We start from the raw sequence: 18,195 nt of genomic DNA, 5'->3' as shown, positions 1-18,195 counted from the left end.
TTATTTTGCTTGTCTCCTGAGAACGCGGAGCAGACAACTGTCTGCTCCGCGTTTTACTATTTTTTCACCGTTGGGCGGTAGCGCTTTTAACAATCCTTCCCTAAAATGAACCCGTCTCAGACGACATGAATTTTGAAACGTAAGCAGGAGGAAACAACATGATGAAGCGATTCCTTTCCGTGGCCCTGGCTCTGACCATGGCTGCATCCATGCTGGCCGGCTGTTCCAGCAGCGGTACCGGCAGTGAGAACACCGCCCAGAGTGGTTCCAACTCCGCAGTAAACATGTCCACCGACAATCAGGAAACCAAGACCCCCAAGTATGTGTTCCTGTTCATCGGCGATGGCATGAGCTATCCCCAGATCCAGTCCACATCCGACTATCTTGGGGCTTTGAATGACGAAGACTACTGGCAGGCTGAGCCCAGCCTCGACGACAATCAGGGTGCTACTCTGGACGGTCCTGAGTACCTGAACTTCATGAACTTTGAGGTTGCCGGCTCTGCGGTTACTTACGATTCCAACAGCTTTGCTCCCGACTCCGCCTCCACCGCCACCTCCATCTCCACCGGTCACAAGACCTACTCCGGTTCCATCAACGTGGACGAGACCGGCAGCGTGGAATACGAGACCATTGCGGAGAAGCTGCACAGCCAGAAGGATTACAAGATCGGCGTGATCTCCTCGGTCAACCTGAACCACGCCACCCCCGCTGCCTTCTATGCGCATCAGGCCAGCCGCAATGACTACTATGACATCGGCCTGGAGTTGGTGGAGTCCGGCTTTGAGTACTTCGCCGGCGGCGCCCTGCTCAAGCCCACCGGTGCTGAGGGCGACCAGGAGGACCTGTACGCTCTGGCCGAGCAGGCCGGCTACCAGGTGGTCAAGACCCAGGCCGAGGCCGAGCAGGTCACCGAGGGCCCCGTCATGATCGTGGATGAGCACCTGGCCGACGGCGACGCCATGGCCTATGAGCTGGACCGCACCGACGACATGTGGTCTCTGGCCGACTACGTAGAAAAGGGCATTGAGGTTCTGGACAACGACAACGGCTTCTTTATGATGTGCGAGGGCGGCAAGATTGACTGGGCCTGCCACGCCAACGACGCTGCCTCTGCTATCCATGACACTCAGGCTCTGGCTGACGCTGTCCAGGTGGCCATCGACTTTGCGGCCGAGCACCCCGATGAGACCCTGATTGTGGTCACCGGCGACCACGAGACCGGCGGTCTGACCATCGGCTTTGCCGGCACCGACTACGACACCTATCTGGACCTGCTGGAGAACCAGAAGATTTCCTACGCCAAGTTTGACAGCGATTATGTGGCCTCCTACAAGGAGAACAAGACCTCTTTCGAGGATGTACTCAAGGATGTGGAGGAGCTTTTCGGCCTGAAGACGGAGGGCGAGGAGGGCGACAAGCTGGTGCTCACCGAGTATGAGCAGGAGCAGCTGCGCGCCGCCTACGAGAAGTCCATCAACGGCACTGCCGCCAGCGAATATGAGCAGGAGGAGTATGTGCTCTACGGTACTTACGAGCCCCTCTCCGTCACCCTGACTCACATCATCAACAATAAGTCCGGTATCTCCTTCACCTCTTACAGCCACACCGGCCTGCCGGTTGCCGTCCTGGCCCACGGCGTCAACGCTGAGGTGTTCAACGGCTACTACGACAACACCGAGATTTTCAATAAGCTGGCTGAGATGCTGGACGTGGAGTAATCCTTTCCCTCACTTAGATTTAAGCCTGCACAATAGCCCGCCTCTGCCCTCTCCGGCAGGGGCGGGCTGTGCGGTACAGAACGCTTGGAAAGGAGTGCTCCATGACCCGTTTTTCTGTTACGCCTGGGCGGCTCGTTCTTCTGCTCCTGCTGCTTCTGGCTGGTTTTGCCGGAGTTTATTTTCTTTGGCCGCTTCACGTGCCTCCTTTGCCGGAGGAGGTGGTACGGATTGAAATTTCCAGCGTCCGCCTGCAGCCCTATGAAATTGCACAGGAAACATATACCCTCTCCCCTGGCTCCGACCAATGGGCTCAGCTGGAGGAGCTCTTATCCCAGGTCACCGTCCACCGCTGTTTTCAGACCCTCTCCGGCAGCACTTCCACGGGGGGTACCGGAGGCCGGGTGCTTAACTTTTACGGCAGGGACGGAGAAAACAATCTTCTCTGGGAGATTACCGTTACCGCGGGCAGGCACCTCCGGATGGGAGACCGGATGTGCCACCTGGGCTGGTGGGACGACCTGGCGGGTCAGGAGCTGGCCGAGGCACTGGCCCAACGATTGGAGGAGGCCTGACCTCTCCCCTATCTCAACGCTTTAAAGGAGTTTTGATCCATGCGCAATCGTTTCTCTTGGAATCTGCGTTATCACGCCCCAGTCCTGGTCTGTCTGGCAGCGATTCTTCTGCTGTGGCTGCTGCCTACGGGCTTTGAGGACGCTGTAGTCTATCAGGAGGCGGACCGCTGTACTGCCAAGGTCCTGGAGGTAGACAATTCTACCATCGTGGACACCGGCCTGGTCCGCTCCGGCGAGCAGCGCTGTAAGCTGGAGCTGCTCAGCGGAGCCTTTCAGGGGCAGATTGTAGACGGCGTCAACATGCTCAACGGTTCCCTGGAGCAGGACAAGCTGTTCTCCCCCGGCGACACAGCCCAGGTGGTGGTCAGCCACGACGGGGACACCATCACCAACGTCACCATGTCCGATCACTTCCGTCTGGGCTGGGAGGCTTTGCTGGCCTTGTGCTTTGGGGTGTTCTTGATCCTATTTGCCGGGCGTACCGGCGTACGGGCCATCGCCTCCTTTGCCCTCACGGTGCTGTGCCTTTGGAAGGTGCTGGTTCCCCTCTACCTCAAGGGCTGGAACCCCATCTGGGTGGGGCTTGCCATCACCCTCTTTCTCACCGTGCTCATCATTGCCCTGGTCTACGGCTTTGACCGGCGGTGCTGGGCGGCTTCCTCCGGCTCCTTTCTGGGTATTCTGGTTACCTGTGTGCTGGGTATTGCCTTCACGGACCTCTTCAAAATTCATGGAGCGGTGATGTCCTACTCGGAAAGTCTGCTCTACTCCGGCTACTCCCACCTGAACCTCACCCAGATTTTTATGGCCTCTGTCTTTATCGGTGCCTCCGGTGCCATCATGGACCTGAGCGTGGACATCACCTCTGCCGTCTACGAAGTGGTGGAGAAGCGCCCAGACCTTGGCTGGAAGGAGGCTATGCGCTCCGGCCTGAATGTGGGCCGGGCCGCCATGGGAACCATGACCACCACCCTCCTCTTCGCCTACTCCGGAGGCTACATCGCCCTGCTCATGGTTTTCATGGCTCAGGGTACGCCGGTGGATCACATTCTGAACTATAAATACGTGGCGGCGGAAATTATCCATACCGTCATCGGGTCCTTCGGCCTTGTGACGGTGGCTCCCTTTACCGCACTGTGTGCCGGCCTGTTCCTGGCGGGACATAAAAAAGCACCTTCCTCCGAGACGCAGGAATCCATTGGCCCGCTGCAGCCTGAGCGTCAGAACTGATTTTGCTTATAGCAGGGACGGTCCTTGGACCGTTCCTTTTTTATCGAAGAAGAATCGAACGTAAGTTTGACTTTTTGCCAATGACGTTCTATAATGGTTGTACCAAACAGAAAGGAGGGCGCACCGGATGGAACGGGTCATTTTTCACTGTGACTTGAATAGCTTCTATGCCTCTGTGGAGCTCCTGTCCCATCCGGAGCTGCGCCATCTGCCTGTGGCTGTCTGCGGCGATCCGGAGAGCCGGCACGGCATCATTCTGGCCAAAAACGAGCCGGCCAAAGCCTTCGGGGTGAAGACGGCGGAGACCATCTGGCAGGCCAGAAAGAAATGTCCCGATCTGGTCCTCCTCCCCGCCCACCATAAGACCTACCGGGAGTACTCCCGCAAGGTCAACGAAATTTACCGGGAATACACCGATTTGGTGGAGGCCTTTGGGATTGACGAGAGCTGGCTGGATGTTACCGGCACCCTCCACCTCTTCGGCGGCGATCCAAAGGCATTGGCTGACCGGCTGCGGGACCGGCTACGGGACGAGCTGGGGCTGACCATCTCGGTGGGGGTGTCCTTCAACAAGGTCTTTGCCAAGCTGGGCAGCGACTATAAAAAACCTGACGCCACAACGGTCATTACCCGGGAAAACTTTCGTCAGCTGGTCTGGCCTCTTCCCGTGACCGACCTTCTGTACGTGGGGCGGGCCGCCGCCCAGACCTTTGAGAAGTTCGGCATCCGCACCATCGGGGATCTGGCGGCCTTTGACCGGGAACAGCTCTTCCGGCTGCTGGGAAAAAACGGCGCACAGCTTCACGATTTTGCCTCCGGACTGGATACCTCACCGGTGGCCCCGGCGGCACAATATACCCCTCCCAAGTCGGTGGGCAACGGCCTCACCTTCTCCCATAACCTCAAGGGCCGAGAGGAGATTCGGGCGGGCATCATTCAGCTCGCTGACCAGGTGGCGGCCCGTCTGCGCCGTCACAGCATGAAGTGTCAAGGTGTATCCCTTGCCATTCGAGACCCGGCATTCCGGGACCTGAGCCGACAAAAGCGGCTGGATACCCCCTCCTGTCTTGCTCGGGAAATTGCCGGGGCCGCCATGGAGCTGGCGGAGAGCTGCTGGAATATGGACCATCCGGTCCGTGCCCTCACCGTCACCGCCATCTACCTGCTGCCGGCAGAGGAGGCGGTCAGCCAGTTGGAACTGTGGGATGGTGGGCAGGAGCAGCGGCGGGAGCGGCTGGAGAAGCTGGAAGGAACCATGGATGCCATCCGGGCAAAATACGGCGCGGGGTCCATTCAACCGGCCTCCGCCCCGCGGGAACGGAGGCCCCGCCACGCACCGCCTCCCGGGGGCGCATATCCAGAGGACTAGCACCATAGGATGGGCATGGAGGTGATTCCATGCCCATCTCTTTTTGGGACTTTGCGGCCCATGCGGCGGAAAATCCGGCCCTTTTGCTGACCGTCCTGCTCACCAGCTCTGTTTTGCTGGTTAACGGCTGGACGGACGCGCCCAACGCCATCGCCGGCGCAGTGGTCACAGGCGCACTCCCCTTTTCCATGGCGGTGGCTTTGGCAGCTGCCTGCAACTTTTTGGGGGTGCTGTGCGTCACCTCGGTCAATGTGTCGGTGGCGGAGACCGTCTACTCCATCGCCTCTTTTGGGGGCGGACGGGATGCGGCCCTCATTGCCCTGTGCGCTGCCATGGGGGCGGTGGTGCTGTGGGCGGGAGCGGCCTGGTGTTTCGGCATTCCCACCAGCGAGAGCCACGCCCTGGTGGCAGGCATCTCCGGTGCGGCGGTGGCTCTGGAGGAAAGTCTGTCCTGTATCCGCTGGGACTGCTGGGGCAGGGTGCTGCTGGGCCTGGTGCTGTCCACGGCGGTAGGATTTGGAGCAGGCTTTTGGGTACAGCAGAAACTGAGCCGACGTTCGCTGTCCGTCAGGCTTGTGCGTCTGGCCCAGATTCCAGGAGCGGCAGCTGTCTCCTTCCTCCACGGAGCCCAGGATGGTCAGAAGTTTCTGGGCGTTTTCCTTCTGGGGGTGGCTCTGGCCGAAGGGCGCGGGGATGAACGTACGTTCCTCATTCCCCTCTGGCTGGTTGGACTGTGTGCGGCAGGCATTGCTCTGGGAACGCTGATGGGTGGGCGACGCATCATCGATACGGTGGGCCGGGACATGGTCTGTCTCTCCCCTCTTCAGGGTCTCTCTTCCGATCTGGGCAGTGTTCCCTGCCTGCTGCTGGCCACCTTCCTGGGACTGCCCATCTCCACCACCCACACCCGAACCGCTGCGCTCCTGGGTGTAGGCGCGGCGGGACAGCAGCGTCCCAACTGGACAGTGGCCGGTCGGGTGGGGCTTGCGTGGCTGCTCACCTTTCCCAGCTGCGCTCTGCTGGGCTACGGGATGAGCTGGCTTTTCCTCTCCTTTCTCTCCTAACGGCGGTGCACCCTCCGGGCGGTCCGGGCATAGCCTAGTGTGGAAGCAGCCGCAAAGGCGCCCTCCCCCGCAGGTGGGCGCCGCCGTGATTTGAGAAAGGACGTACATCGTGACACAGGCAATTCTCTGGGCCGCCGGTGGGACGGGATTTACCGCCCTGATGACCGCCTCGGGGGCCGCTATGGTCTTTTTATTCCGAAAAAATGCATCCCCCCAGCTTCACCGCGTGATGCTGGGCTTTGCCGCAGGGGTCATGATCGCCGCCAGCATGTGGTCTCTGCTTATTCCCGCCATTGAAGAAGCTCAGGAAATGGGAATGATCGGCTGGGTGCCCGCCGCCGGAGGTTCTGCACTGGGCATCGCCTTTTTACTGCTGATGGATTACCTGCTCCCCCATTTGACGCCGGATACCTTCCACTGGCGCGAGGGGGAAACACCCCGCAAACGGACAGCCCTGATGGTTCTGGCCGTGACTTTGCACAACATCCCAGAGGGAATGGCCGTGGGCATTTCCTGCGCTCTGGCCGCCCAGAGCGGAGAACCCACGCTCATGACGGCCTCCGCCGCCCTGGCGGTGGGCATCGGCATTCAGAATTTCCCCGAGGGGGCCGCCATCGCCCTGCCACTCCGCCAAGAGGGGATGAGCCGGCCCCGGGCCTTTGCCATGGGGGCACTGTCCGGTCTGGTAGAGCCCCTGTTCGGTATTCTCACCGTGCTGGTAGCCGGCTCCGTGCAACCGCTGATGCCCTGGCTTCTCTCCTTTGCCGCGGGCGCCATGCTCTATGTGGTGGTGGAGGAGCTCATTCCGGAGGCCAACCTCTCCCAGGGCGGACACACCGGAACTTTGGGGGTGATGACCGGGTTCCTGCTGATGATGATTTTGGATGTAGCACTGGGATAATTGTTCTCCAAGGAAAATGCCGCCCGCCGGAAGGGAAACCTTCCGACGGGCGGCGTTACATTTCTTTTCGAATCTGGCGCAAGGCATTTTTCTCCAGCCGGGACACCTGGGCCTGGGAGATGCCGATCTCTGAGGAGACCTCCATCTGGGTTTTGCCCTGAAAAAACCGCATGGAGAGGATTTTCCGCTCCCGCTCACTTAAGTGGGAGACCGCCTCCTTGAGGGCAATACGTTCAATCCACATCTCGTCCGTATTTTTCTTGTCCTTCACCTGATCCATAACACAGATGGTGTCGCTTCCGTCGGAATAAATGGGGTCGTACAGGGAGACAGGCTCCAGAATAGCGTTTAAGGCGCAAACCACATCCTCCCTCCGCAGCTGCAGCATGGTGGCGATTTCCTCCACGGTTGGCTCCTTCTGGTGCTGGGCCACATAGGACTCCTTGGCCTGGAGCACCTTATAGGCGGTGTCCCGCATGGCCCGGGACACCCGCATGGTGCTGTTGTCCCGGAGGTAGCGCCGAATTTCCCCCACAATCATGGGCACGCCGTAGGTGGAAAATTTCACGTCCAGATCGGTATTGAAGTTATCAATGGCTTTGATAAGGCCGATGCACCCCACCTGAAACAGGTCGTCGGCGTTCTCGCCCCGGTTTCCAAAGCGCTGGATGACGGACAGCACCAGGCGCAGATTCCCCGCAATCAGCTCCTCCCTGGCCTGCTTGTTCCCCGCCTTGGCCCGCAGCAGCAGCTCCCGGGTTTCCTCATTCTTCAGCACCTTCAGCTTGGAGGTATTGACCCCGCATAGTTCTACCTTGTGCTGCATGGAAAAACCTCCTGTCTTGGATGATACTGTGTTTTCAGTATCTCCTTGACAGGAGGTTTCATACGGACCCGGGACCGCCTAAATTTTTTATCGTCAGACCACTTTCGATGGATTTTTAAGGACTACCGGTTTAAAAGAGCCTGCCAGCCGTTCTCGTCCACGACGGTCACCCCCAGCTCACGAAGCTGCTCCGCTGCCACGCCCCAGCCTGGAATCAGGCGGCGGGAAAAGGTACCGTCGTAGATGGTACCGCTGCCGCAGGAGGGAGACTTGGCTTTCAGGATTGCCGCCTGACAGCCATGCTTTTTGGCCAGGGCGACGGCCAGCTCCACTCCCTTCCGGTACGCTTCCGTCACGTCCCCACCGGCTTCGTTGACCACTCGACCGTCTGCTTGCCGCTCCGCGGGAGGCCGCGGCGTAGACAGACCACCGGCCACCTCGGGGCAGACCGGGATCAGGACGTGACCTGCCTCTTCCAGCTGCCGGATCTCAGGCACTGGACGGCTCTGGCCGTCGTAGCGGCAGGGCTCCCCTAGCAGACAGCGGCTGATGAGAATGTTCATGTTGGCTTCCTCCTATGAAAAGGGCCCGGCGCCTTCCAAAGCGCCGGGCCGCGATTGATAAACTCAATGGGTCAGGTAATACTTCACCAGGGTCTGAAGCAGCTCGTCCCGATCCACCTTGCGGATCATGGCACGGGCATTGTTGTGGTTGGTAATATAGGTAGGGTCTTCAGACAGGATGTAGCCCACAATCTGGTTGATGGGATTGTAGCCCTTCTCCTGCAGCGCCTGATAGACGGAGGAAAGAATCGCCTTAATCTCCAAATCCCGCTGATCACCCAGACTGAATTTACGCGTAAAATCCATATCTCCCATTGAAAACACCTCCTCGAAAATCCTGCATCATATGGGTTTAGTCTAACTCCAAATCCCCGTTCTGTAAAGGGGCTGGGGGTAAATTTAATGAAAATGAAATATTTGTCGTCTGGCTGTACCTACCGGTTACAGGGTATCCTCCTCCGTCCGGTCCAGTGCATCCTCCACATCGAAGGGCGGCGCCTGATCCTGGACTGTCTCCTGGGGGACAGGCTGAGAGAGCGGCGTGGACGTGCCCTGCCGGTATTTCATCTCCTGCCACTGCTCCTTGGTGATGAGTAGCTGGCGGGGCTTGCTGCCCTCAAAGGGCCCCACAATCCCCTTCTCCTCCAGCTGGTCCACCAGCCGGGCGGCCCGGGCATAGCCCAGCTTCAGCCGGCGCTGGAGCATGGACACTGAGGCCTGGCCTGTCTCCACCACCACCTCGGCGGCGGCGTCAATGAGCTCGTCGAACTCACTGTCCACGTCATCGGGGGCCGAACCGCCCACGCCTTTGGCGCCCTTCTCCTTCTCGGCCGCATGCTGCTCAATCTCCTGCATGACGGCGTCATCATACTGGGCAGTGCCGCTGCGCTTGACGAAGTCCACCACCGAGGCCACTTCCTGGTCGGTGATGAGACAGCCCTGCACACGGGTGGGCTTTCCGGAGCCCAGAGGGAAGTAAAGCATATCGCCCCGGCCCACCAGCTTCTCCGCGCCGGTGATGTCCAGAATGATACGGGATTCCAGACTGGAGGCCACTGCAAAGGCGATGCGGCTGGGGATGTTGGCCTTCATGAGGCCGGTAATGACATCCGCGGAGGGACGCTGGGTGGCGATGATCAGGTGCATGCCCGAGGCACGGCCCATCTGAGCCACGCGGCAGATGGATTCCTCCACCTCCTTGGCGGCCACCAGCATCAAATCGGCCAGCTCGTCGATGATGACCACCACCTGGGGCATCTTTTCCATGCCCTCGGTTTTGGCGGCCAGGGCATTGTAGGAAGCCAGATCCCGCACGCCCACCTCAGAGAAGGTGCGGTAGCGCTTCATCATCTCGGTGACCGCCCATTGCAGGGCACCGGCCGCCTTTTTGGGGTCGGTGACCACGGGGATGAGCAGATGGGGAATGCCGTTGTAGATGCCCAGCTCCACCATCTTGGGGTCGACCATAATGAGGCGAACCTCCTCCGGAGTGGCCTTGTACAACAAGGAAATAATCAGGGAGTTGGTGCACACCGACTTACCGGAGCCAGTGGTACCGGCAATGAGCAGGTGGGGCATTTTTGCGATGTTGCCTACGATGCAGTTGCCGCCGATGTCCTTGCCCACTGCGAAGGACACCTTGGAGGCGCTGTCGGTAAAGGCCTTGGAGCCGATGACCGAGTGAATATTCACCGGAGAAACCAGCTTGTTGGGCACCTCGATGCCCACCATGGAGATCTGATCGGGAATGGGGGCGATGCGAACACCGGTGGCGCCCAGGGCCAGAGCAATGTCGTCAGACAGGTTGGTCAGCTTGTTGAGGCGAACACCCTGGTCCAGCTCCAGCTCGTACCGGGTCACCGAGGGACCCCGGGTCACGTGGGTGATGTTGGCGTCGATGCCGAAGGAGTGGATGGTGTCGGTCAGCCGCTGACGGTTGGCATTGAGCTCGGCCAGAGCCTCTCCCCCAATGTCCCCCGGTCCTTCCTTCAACAAGGAAAGGGGCGGATACTGATAGGGCGATGTTCCCTGGTCCATGGTGTCCTGAATGTCCTGAGCCACCTTGGCCGCTTCCACCTGGGCCTCCTCCCGGGTAACCTTGGCGGGTTCGGAAACTGCCGCTTTGGGCGGGGCCTCGGGTGCAGCGGGCGCGGGCGGTGTGGGCGGCGCCACCGTGACGGGAGGAACCACAGGAATTGGCTTGGGGGCCAGCACCGGTTCGGTGACAAATTCCGGTTCCGGCTGAACCGGCTCCGTAATAGCTTCCACCTCCGGCTTCGGTTCTGCCTTGGGTTCCGGCTGAGCGGCCGGCTGCCCGGTGAGCAGCTGATCGGGCGAAGGAACCCGGGCCTTACGGTCAAAGAAGCCGCGCTTTTTCTTTTCCGGGGCAGTGACAGGCGTCTGGTCTGCCAGCGGTCCCTCATCCACCGGAATATCGATGGGAGCCCGGTGTGCCGCAGGCGCAGATACCCGCGCCTCCCGAGCCCCACGTGCTTCCGCGACGGGTTCCGGCCGTTTGCGGCGGACCGGTTCGGGCTCCGGCTCATACTCGTACTGGGGACGATTGAAAATCCAGTCCGCCACATCAATGAGAGAGCGATTGAAGGCTGCCAGCCCCATCAGGATTCCGCCCATGGCGAAAATAATGGTGCTGCCCAGGCTGGTGAAGAGCACGACACAGGCCTGCGCCAGTACGCCGCCCAGCACACCGCCGGACTTCAGCGTCTCACCGGTGGACCACAGGGTCTTGATCAGCGCTCCGTCCCAGGCCATAGGCTTGACCAGAACGCCGTGAATCAGACCCGCCAGCATCAACGGCAGCAGCAGGGCACAGGTAAGCCGCAGGCGTACCGGACGGCCCCGATGAAAGGCCAGAATATAAGCGCTCAGCAGCAGTACCGGGGGCACCAGCCAATAGCCGTAACCGATCAGTCCCTTCAGGATCCCGCAGAAAAAGTCGATGAAGATGGCCTTCAGATTAAAATATCCGAAAGCAGCAAAAACGGCCAGCAAGAGACAGACCACCGCCCCCGCCTCCCGGCGAAAAGGCCGGGGGGTAGGTGCGGAGGTCCTGGATCTGGCACTACTTTTACTGCTTTTACTGCCTTTTAATTTGGACGTGGAAGCGGCACGGCTGCCGCCGCCCGGTTTCTTTCGTGTGGATGCCATTGTGTTACGTCCTTTCCCAGAAAAGGATTATACCGCCGCAGGGACCAGGGTCCAGCCCATAAGGGTAAGAACCAGGCAAATCAGGCCAGCGGCCCAGCAGTAGTAGGCAAAGGCTCCGAATTTACCCTTAGAGGCCAGCAGATTCACCAGCTGAATGGAGAAATAGCCCACCACGCCGGCAATTACCATACCCAGCAGATACTTGGGCAGAGCTCCCTCAGGCAACCCGCCCTCTGCGCCCAACACATCCTTGACCTCCAGAATGGTGGCGCCCAGAACGGCAGGAAGAGACATCAGGAAGGAATAGCGCACGGCAAACTTACGGTCAAAGCCCACCGCCATACCGGCGGAGATGGTACAGCCGGACCGGGACAGGCCAGGAATAGTGGCACAGCCCTGGGCTACGCCCACCAGCAGCACGTCCTTCAGTGTGGCGTTGCGGGCCGTCTTTCTCCCCCCTGCCATCCGGTCAGAGAGAAACAGCACGCATCCGGTGACCAGCAGGGCGCAGCTGACAAAAACAGGGCTGCTTCCCAGCGCTTCCACCTGGTCTTTGACGAGCATAACCACAAACAGGGGCAGCGTACCCACAATCACCAGCAGCACCAGCCGCCGAGCCTCCGGCGGATTGCCCTGGGCAGGACGGCGGGAGAAGATGGCGGCAATGCCGCGGAAAAACTCCTCGATCATCTCCACGACATCCTGGAAATAGTAGATGCACACGGCCAGCAAAGTGGCAAAGTGGAGCAAAATATTAAAAAGCTGGTCAGGTTCGGACATACCGAAGAAATACTGCAGCAGGGTCAAATGGCCGGAGCTGGAGATGGGCAGAAACTCAGCCACACCCTGGACAAAGCCCAGAACGGCAGACATTAAATACGACACAATATGTACCTCCCATGGAAAATGCCATAAAATCACTGCTACTATATTAACACAACCCACCCGGAAATACCAGACTTTTTCTTATCAATTATGTAAACGGAGGAGGAGTTATCTCTCGCCCTCTCCGTTTCCCTTTTGCGCCAGGATTTGCCCATGGAGGCAGGTCAGTGCATCCCCCAGTCCCCCGATCCGGTCAATGAGGCCCAGCTGCACCGCCTCTTCACCGTAAATGACGCTGCCCACGTCGGCCACCAGTTCCCCGGTTTGGAGCATTAGCTTTGTAAAGTCTTCCCTTTTTACAGTGCTGTTGGCCGTTACAAATTGAATGATTCGTTCCTGAATCCGCTCAAAGTAGTAGAAGGTCTGGGGCACACCAATGACCAATCCGTTGAGCCGTACCGGATGGATGGTCATTGCCGCTGAAGGCGCAATGAAGGATTTCTTTGCTGACACAGCCAGCGGTACGCCGATCGAGTGGCCGCCTCCCAGCACCAGAGAGACCGTTGGCTTGGTCATACTGGCAATGAGCTCCGCAATGGCTAGCCCCGCCTCAATGTCTCCGCCCACCGTATTGAGCAAAACAAGCAGACCATCAATTTGGTCACTCTCCTCCACCGTGGCCAGAAGCGGCAAGACGTGCTCATATTTTGTGGTTTTGCTGCTGGCAGGCAGCAGCTGATGCCCCTCGATCTGCCCCACAATGGTCAGGACGTAAATGGTACCTCGCTTACTTTGAATGAGAGAGGATCCCAGATCCACAATGGGCTGCAGGCTGGGCTCCTGACCCTGCTCCGGATTTTGGGAATTGGGCGTTTCTTCCATGCGTACCACTCCTTTTCTGGCCATTAGCATGCACGGATGGGCCCATTTTTACTCCTTTTCCCCCACTCTACTTTGCGTAGGTTGCGTTTTTTCCCTTCCTTTGGCATAATGTTCCCCAGGAAAGGGGTCAAATCATGGATAACATACAGTTTGGGGCCTTTGTGGCCCAGCTCCGCAAAGAACAAGGTCTGACACAGAAGGATCTTGCTGAACGTCTGCACGTAACGGACAAGGCGGTGTCCAAATGGGAGACCGGAAAGGGCTTCCCCGATGTCAAGCTGCTGGAGCCCCTGGCTCAGGTGCTGGGTGTTTCCCTGGTGGAGCTGCTCCAGGGTGCACGTATGGAGAAAGAAAGTCTCACCATCGGGGAAGCTGGTGAGGTTCTTTCCCAGGCCATTGATCAATCTCAGCGTATTACCGCACGTCGTTACCTTCGGCTGCTGCGGTGGCTGCTTACCGCCATCTGTGTGTATTTGGCCTATGACCCGGTGATTCTTTTGGTGAGCTTTCTCTACCTCCAGATTCTTGCCCTCACCACCTCCGCGTCTATGGCTTACACATATGGAATAATCGGAAGTGCAGATGGTCCCACAGCCATTCTTGTGTCCAGCGCCTCTACCCTTCCCATCTGGCTTTGGCCAGTCCTCCAGGCGGCAGGTGCCATTCTCTGTCTGATACTGGCGATCCGTGTGTGGCGTCTGGAACGAAACCTCCGGTGACTTTCTGACAAGTAAAATCACTTGCTATATATTAAAAAACCTGGATGTACGTGCGATACGTACATCCAGGCTTTTTTCAAGCGCCTTAAACTGCCTCAAACACAGCCTTCATACCCTTGAAGGTCATATAGCAGTCCAGTTTGCCCACGGTCTCAAAGGGAGCGTGCATGCTGAGTACCGGCACACCGGCGTCCAGAGTATCGATGTTCCGCTCCGCCATATAGGCGGCTACCGTTCCGCCGCCGCCAGCGTCCACCTTGCCCAGCTCGGCCATCTGCCACACCACATTGGCCTCATCCAGCACCCGGCGGGCGTAGGCGACCACCTCGGCGGAGGCATCGGAGGCGCCGGACTTGCCCCGGGCTCCGGTGTACTTGCAAAGGCCCATGCCGTAGTTTACAAAGGCGCTGTTGCGCTTCTCGTACACATCGGCAAAGTTGGGGTCATAGGCCGCCGTCACGTCGGCGGACAGGCAGAAGGACTTCTCATAGCAGGCCCGGGGCAGCACGCCCTGGCCCGCACAGAGGTCGGCCATAAAGGTGTCAAAGCACTCAGACTTCATGCCGGTGACGCCCTCGGAGCCAATTTCCTCCTTATCCGCCAGCATGCAGATGGCGGTGCGCTCCGGCGTGCCCAGCTGCAGAAGGGCGGCCAGGGCGGCATAGGCACACACACGGTCGTCGTGGCCATAGGCGCCGATGAGGGAGCGATCAAAGCCGATATCACAGGCGTTGAAGGCGGGGACGGCAGAGAGTTCAGCAGAGATAAAGTCCTCCTCCACAATGCCGTACTTCCGATTCAGCAACTCCAGCACCGCGATCTTGACCCGGTCCTTACCCTCATCGTCGCTGAGCGGGCGGCTGCCCACCAGGATGTTCAGGCTCTCACCGGGGATGGCCTCACCCAGGGGCTTCTTGGACTGCTCGGAGCCCAGGTGGGGCAGCAGATCGTCGATGGTAAAGAGAGGGTCCCCCTCCCCGTTGCCTACAGACACCCGAATCACCTGACCGCTCTTCAGCGCCACCACGCCGTGGAGCTCCAGAGGGATGGTCACCCACTGGTACTTGCGAAGGCCGCCGTAATAGTGGGTCTTGAGAAAAGCCATCTCATCGGCCTCATAGAGGGGATTCTGCTTCAAATCCAGCCGGGGGGAATCAATGTGGGCGGCGCCAATGTTGACACCCTCCGCCAGACTCTTTTTGCCCATCACGGCCAGCATGATAGCCTTGCCCCGGTTGACCTGATACACCTTATCTCCGGCATTCAACTCCATGCCACGGGTATAGGGCCGGAAACCGGAGGCCTCCGCCAGAGCGATGGTGCGGTCCACGCACTCCCGTTCGGTTTTGCCCGCGTCCAAAAACTGCTTATAGCCGACGCAGTAGGCATCCATGGCCTCCAGCTCACCGGGCTGCAGCCGGTCATAGCCGTTTTTCTTCTCATAGGCCAGGGCACGGCGCAGCTGCTCGCCCCGGCTCTCTTCCTTTCGCTCGTCCATTGAAAAAACCTCCTTTTGGACTTTATTGTATGTCCTTGCCTAAAATTGATTCAATCAGCGTCTTGGCCTGAAGAGCAAATTCTTCCGGCCCAGCACAGTCATTCCAAAGGGTGTAATCGCACCCCTGGGTAAAATAATCGTCCGGCTTCTGAGCCCTCACCCGGGACCAGGCGTACTCCTCAGAAATACTCTCCCGGGCCATAATACGTTTCACCCGCACCTCCGGCGGAGCAATCACGGCCACCGTGGCACTGCACAAATCCTTCAGCGGGCTCTCCAGCAGGCCGATGGCGTCGATGGCCACCAGAGTTTTCCCCTTGGCGCGGTACTCCTCCAATCGTTCCTGCGTTCGTTTCACCGTGGCGGTCTGGGCGATGGTATTGAGCTTTTTCAGCTTTTCCGGGTCGCCAAAAACAATGGTCCCCAGTTTTTTCCGATCGATGGCGCCGCTCTCATTCCGAAGGGGGCCAAATGCACTCTCCAACATCCTCTGTAAGGTTAAATCACTTTCCAGAAGCTCGTGGTACACGACATCACAGTCGATGACCGAACCACCCAGTTTCTCTACCTCGCGCAGCGCAGTGGTTTTACCGGCTCCGGTGGGGCCGGTGATTCCCAGAACGGTCATAGGCACATTCTTTTTCATGCCAAATCGCCTCCGAATTGAGGGAGTGTACATAACCAAAATATATCCCCCATTGACCAGCAGATGGAGCCATCCCATATGGTCACCCAGAAACAGGATAACCCCACTAAAGAGCAAAGATACCGTAAAAATGCACTGGATGACAATCCACATGGCGGGGTACCGAACCCAAATTCCGATCACCATGGCAATCAGGGAGAATGGAATGCTGACACTCCGATCATTCTCCATGGTATAGATACCCACCATAACGGTGACAGCGATCAACAGAGCGGTCCAGAACAGATAAGAAAGGGAGCGCTCTTTTACGTGCGAATCATGCAAAGTGGAATCCGCGTGTTTCACAACCTGAGGGGTCTCCCACAGGACCAGCTGCTCCAAGGTCACCCCATACAGTTCTGCCAGGGCTTTCAAATTACTTACACCTGGTTCTGCCTTACCGGTTTCCCACTTGGAGATGGTCTGGCGGGTCACAAACAGGGCCTTGGCTACTTCTTCCTGGGACAGCCCCTTTTCTTTCCGCAGGTTCTGCAGGTTTTCTCCCAATGTCATATGGCTCACCTCACCTTAAGCGTACGGAAAAAGGGCCAAACAGTCAAGCAATTTCCGTGCAACCTTAGGTTGCAGGCCTTGGGGGCCAAGGGTTACACCTGGATAATATGGAATCCAGCCGCCTTGTTGAGGCGGTTGGCAATGGCCAGTCCAATGCCGCCGGAATCCGGGCACTGGGCCCAGATGGCGGGCACACTGGTGTGGTCAAAGGAGCGCAGGGCGTCAAAGATGTGTCGGGCCTGCTCCTCTTTGTCCCCCGAGGGCCCCAGGTCCATGACGGGCCTCGTCACGGAACGTCCCGTGAACAGTGGCAGGAACTCCTCAAAGCAGATGATGCCGTCCTCTGCGTCAGCGTGCTGGGCGATATACTCAGCCGCCTTGGCGGGGTCACCGGTCACCACAGTGACAGGCGCCTTGGGGGCGTAATGGCGGTATTTCATGCCCGGGGCCTTGGGCTTCTCCCCTGCTCCCATAAGCCGGGTTACCGCCGGGTCCACCTCCACCTGTCCCAGTACCTGGCGCAGCTGCTCCAGAGTGATTCCGCCCGGCCGCAGCAGCCGGGGCACGTCTCCGGTTAGATCAATGATGGTGGACTCGACCCCCACGGAACAGGGACCGCCGTCCACGATGGCGTCAATCTTTCCGTCCATATCCTCCAGCATGTGCTGGGCGGTGGTGGGGCTGGGGCGTCCCGAGGTGTTGCCCGAGGGAGCTGCCACCGGGATATCGGCCAGACGGATGATCTCCTGACACAGAGGGTGGCTGGGACAGCGCATGCCCACGGTCTCCAGCCCCGCCGTCACCTCGTCAGGCACCAGGGCCTTGCGGGGCAGAATCATGGTCAAGGGACCGGGCCAGAAACGCTGGGCCAGCGCCCAGGCCTGGGGCGGGACGTTCTCACAGTACCGCTCCAGCCAGGAGGCCTCCGGGATATGGAGAATCAGGGGGTTGTCTTGGGGCCTTCCCTTGGCTTTGAAAATGGCCCGAACCGCCTCAGGGTTCAGGCCGTTGGCGCCCAGGCCATAGACCGTCTCGGTGGGGATGCCCACCAGACCGCCGGCACGGAGAATCTCCGCCGCCTGAGCACTGTCATTGTTTGTCAATCGCAGAGTCTGCAACGCCGTTCCACTTCTCTTTCTCTAGCTCCGTCCGTCGGACGGTAAAAATCAGGTGGGGCATATCCATGCCGTAATAGTGCTTGACCAGGGTGCCCCGCGGAGTCATGCCGTTGCGCCGTGCCACTGCCTGGGAGGGGAGGTTGTTGTCCCGGATGATGGAGCAGACCTCCTGAAATCCCAGAGTATCAAAGGCATAGTCCCGGCAGGCCTGAGCCGCCTCTGTGGCGTAGCCCTTGTGCCAGGCGGCACGCTCCAGCAGATATCCCACCTCGGGCATCTGCCGGTCATCCCCCACGGACTGCCAGGTAATGCCGCACTGGCCCACCATCTCTCCGGTAGCCTTCTCCACCACCGCCCACAGTCCAAAGCCGTCCCGGCTGTAGCGTCTCTGCTGGTTGTGAAGCCAATCCCAGGCCTCCTGGTCTGAAAAGGCGTGCTCGTAGGCGTACATCACCACGGGGTCCTGGAGCATCCGGCAAAGAGCAGGAAAGTCCCCGTCCTCCATTTCCCGAAGCCGCAGGCGGGCGGTCTCTAAAATCAT

General features: G+C 59.2%; 17 protein-coding genes. 7 read left to right on the top strand and 10 right to left on the bottom strand.

The features are described from left to right. Window positions 1–161: 161 nt before the first annotated feature. The 6 genes from DWX58_RS08440 (at window position 162) to DWX58_RS08415 (ending at window position 6,857) form a co-directional block, all read left to right on the top strand. Window positions 162–1,721 (top strand): alkaline phosphatase, encoded by a 1,560-nt coding sequence (locus DWX58_RS08440; protein WP_118643218.1) that lies wholly within the window; start codon window positions 162–164, stop codon window positions 1,719–1,721. Between the two features lie 101 nt (window positions 1,722–1,822). After that, window positions 1,823–2,293, top strand: a complete 471-nt coding sequence (locus DWX58_RS08435; protein WP_118642861.1) for a hypothetical protein — start codon at window positions 1,823–1,825, stop codon at window positions 2,291–2,293. A gap of 39 nt (window positions 2,294–2,332) precedes the next feature. Continuing rightward, on the top strand, window positions 2,333–3,523 hold the full coding sequence (locus DWX58_RS08430) for a YibE/F family protein (RefSeq protein ID WP_118642859.1): 1,191 nt from the start codon (window positions 2,333–2,335) through the stop codon (window positions 3,521–3,523). Between the two features lie 127 nt (window positions 3,524–3,650). Then, window positions 3,651–4,892 (top strand): DNA polymerase IV, encoded by a 1,242-nt coding sequence (gene dinB, locus DWX58_RS08425; protein WP_118642857.1) that lies wholly within the window; start codon window positions 3,651–3,653, stop codon window positions 4,890–4,892. A gap of 29 nt (window positions 4,893–4,921) precedes the next feature. Then, window positions 4,922–5,956 carry an inorganic phosphate transporter gene (locus DWX58_RS08420; protein ID WP_118642855.1) on the top strand — a complete coding sequence of 345 codons (1,035 nt, stop codon included), beginning with the start codon at window positions 4,922–4,924 and terminating at the stop codon, window positions 5,954–5,956. 160 nt (window positions 5,957–6,116) lie between these two features. Continuing rightward, window positions 6,117–6,857, top strand: a complete 741-nt coding sequence (locus tag DWX58_RS08415) for a ZIP family metal transporter (RefSeq protein WP_207664070.1) — start codon at window positions 6,117–6,119, stop codon at window positions 6,855–6,857. Between the two features lie 55 nt (window positions 6,858–6,912). Here DWX58_RS08415 and sigG read toward each other — a convergent pair whose 3' ends face one another. From sigG to DWX58_RS08385, 6 genes are all read right to left on the bottom strand, one after another. After that, a complete protein-coding gene (gene sigG, locus DWX58_RS08410; RefSeq protein WP_118642851.1) occupies window positions 6,913–7,683 on the bottom strand; it encodes an RNA polymerase sporulation sigma factor SigG in 771 nt (256 codons plus the stop codon). A gap of 122 nt (window positions 7,684–7,805) precedes the next feature. Beyond that, on the bottom strand, window positions 7,806–8,246 hold the full coding sequence (locus DWX58_RS08405; RefSeq protein WP_118642849.1) for a DUF523 domain-containing protein: 441 nt from the start codon (window positions 8,244–8,246) through the stop codon (window positions 7,806–7,808). A 63-nt stretch (window positions 8,247–8,309) separates the two neighbouring features. Further along, the gene (locus DWX58_RS08400; RefSeq protein ID WP_118642847.1) at window positions 8,310–8,561 is read right to left on the bottom strand and encodes an IreB family regulatory phosphoprotein; all 252 of its coding nucleotides are present in this window, start codon (window positions 8,559–8,561) and stop codon (window positions 8,310–8,312) included. A gap of 126 nt (window positions 8,562–8,687) precedes the next feature. Next, window positions 8,688–11,414, bottom strand: a complete 2,727-nt coding sequence (locus tag DWX58_RS08395) for a DNA translocase FtsK (protein WP_118642845.1) — start codon at window positions 11,412–11,414, stop codon at window positions 8,688–8,690. 27 nt (window positions 11,415–11,441) lie between these two features. Further along, window positions 11,442–12,299 (bottom strand): undecaprenyl-diphosphate phosphatase, encoded by an 858-nt coding sequence (locus DWX58_RS08390; RefSeq protein WP_243093366.1) that lies wholly within the window; start codon window positions 12,297–12,299, stop codon window positions 11,442–11,444. Window positions 12,300–12,407: 108 nt separating this feature from the next. Continuing rightward, window positions 12,408–13,121 carry an ATP-dependent Clp protease proteolytic subunit gene (locus DWX58_RS08385; RefSeq protein ID WP_118642841.1) on the bottom strand — a complete coding sequence of 238 codons (714 nt, stop codon included), beginning with the start codon at window positions 13,119–13,121 and terminating at the stop codon, window positions 12,408–12,410. Between the two features lie 134 nt (window positions 13,122–13,255). Here DWX58_RS08385 and DWX58_RS08380 point away from each other — a divergent pair, with 134 nt between their 5' ends. Next, a complete protein-coding gene (locus DWX58_RS08380) occupies window positions 13,256–13,840 on the top strand; it encodes a helix-turn-helix transcriptional regulator (RefSeq protein WP_118642839.1) in 585 nt (194 codons plus the stop codon). An 85-nt stretch (window positions 13,841–13,925) separates the two neighbouring features. Here the strand turns inward: DWX58_RS08380 and DWX58_RS08375 are convergent, their stop codons facing one another. The 4 genes from DWX58_RS08375 to DWX58_RS08360 all read right to left on the bottom strand — a co-directional run bounded on the left by DWX58_RS08375 (window position 13,926) and on the right by DWX58_RS08360 (window position 18,195). Next, entirely contained in the window at window positions 13,926–15,338 is a 1,413-nt protein-coding gene (locus DWX58_RS08375; protein WP_118642837.1) for an aminopeptidase, read from the bottom strand. 22 nt (window positions 15,339–15,360) lie between these two features. Further along, window positions 15,361–16,536: a dephospho-CoA kinase gene (gene coaE, locus DWX58_RS08370; protein WP_118642835.1), complete on the bottom strand. Its 1,176-nt coding sequence runs from the start codon at window positions 16,534–16,536 to the stop codon at window positions 15,361–15,363. Window positions 16,537–16,628: 92 nt separating this feature from the next. After that, the gene (locus DWX58_RS08365) at window positions 16,629–17,639 is read right to left on the bottom strand and encodes an L-threonylcarbamoyladenylate synthase (protein ID WP_243093364.1); all 1,011 of its coding nucleotides are present in this window, start codon (window positions 17,637–17,639) and stop codon (window positions 16,629–16,631) included. Then, a complete protein-coding gene (locus tag DWX58_RS08360) occupies window positions 17,626–18,195 on the bottom strand; it encodes a GNAT family N-acetyltransferase (RefSeq protein ID WP_118643216.1) in 570 nt (189 codons plus the stop codon). Before DWX58_RS08360 ends, DWX58_RS08365 begins: the two co-directional genes overlap by 14 nt.

Source organism: Pseudoflavonifractor sp. AF19-9AC, from assembly GCF_003478995.1.
Taxonomy (GTDB): domain Bacteria; phylum Bacillota; class Clostridia; order Oscillospirales; family Oscillospiraceae; genus Lawsonibacter.
The sequence above is the reverse complement of the archived record's forward strand: the minus strand, read 5'-3'. Positions and strand labels throughout refer to the sequence as shown.

Bases quoted from the DNA above. Each gene is read 5' to 3' on its own strand.
- DWX58_RS08440 (WP_118643218.1), top strand. From the start codon at position 162: ATGAAGCGATTCCTTTCCGTGGCCCTGGCTCTGACCATGGCTGCATCC.
- DWX58_RS08435 (WP_118642861.1), top strand. From the start codon at position 1,823: ATGACCCGTTTTTCTGTTACGCCTGGGCGGCTCGTTCTTCTGCTCCTG.
- DWX58_RS08430 (WP_118642859.1), top strand. From the start codon at position 2,333: ATGCGCAATCGTTTCTCTTGGAATCTGCGTTATCACGCCCCAGTCCTG.
- dinB (WP_118642857.1), top strand. From the start codon at position 3,651: ATGGAACGGGTCATTTTTCACTGTGACTTGAATAGCTTCTATGCCTCT.
- DWX58_RS08420 (WP_118642855.1), top strand. From the start codon at position 4,922: ATGCCCATCTCTTTTTGGGACTTTGCGGCCCATGCGGCGGAAAATCCG.
- DWX58_RS08415 (WP_207664070.1), top strand. From the start codon at position 6,117: ATGACCGCCTCGGGGGCCGCTATGGTCTTTTTATTCCGAAAAAATGCA.
- sigG (WP_118642851.1), bottom strand. From the start codon at position 7,683: ATGCAGCACAAGGTAGAACTATGCGGGGTCAATACCTCCAAGCTGAAG.
- DWX58_RS08405 (WP_118642849.1), bottom strand. From the start codon at position 8,246: ATGAACATTCTCATCAGCCGCTGTCTGCTAGGGGAGCCCTGCCGCTAC.
- DWX58_RS08400 (WP_118642847.1), bottom strand. From the start codon at position 8,561: ATGGGAGATATGGATTTTACGCGTAAATTCAGTCTGGGTGATCAGCGG.
- DWX58_RS08395 (WP_118642845.1), bottom strand. From the start codon at position 11,414: ATGGCATCCACACGAAAGAAACCGGGCGGCGGCAGCCGTGCCGCTTCC.
- DWX58_RS08385 (WP_118642841.1), bottom strand. From the start codon at position 13,121: ATGGAAGAAACGCCCAATTCCCAAAATCCGGAGCAGGGTCAGGAGCCC.
- DWX58_RS08380 (WP_118642839.1), top strand. From the start codon at position 13,256: ATGGATAACATACAGTTTGGGGCCTTTGTGGCCCAGCTCCGCAAAGAA.
- DWX58_RS08375 (WP_118642837.1), bottom strand. From the start codon at position 15,338: ATGGACGAGCGAAAGGAAGAGAGCCGGGGCGAGCAGCTGCGCCGTGCC.
- coaE (WP_118642835.1), bottom strand. From the start codon at position 16,536: ATGACATTGGGAGAAAACCTGCAGAACCTGCGGAAAGAAAAGGGGCTG.
- DWX58_RS08360 (WP_118643216.1), bottom strand. From the start codon at position 18,195: ATGATTTTAGAGACCGCCCGCCTGCGGCTTCGGGAAATGGAGGACGGG.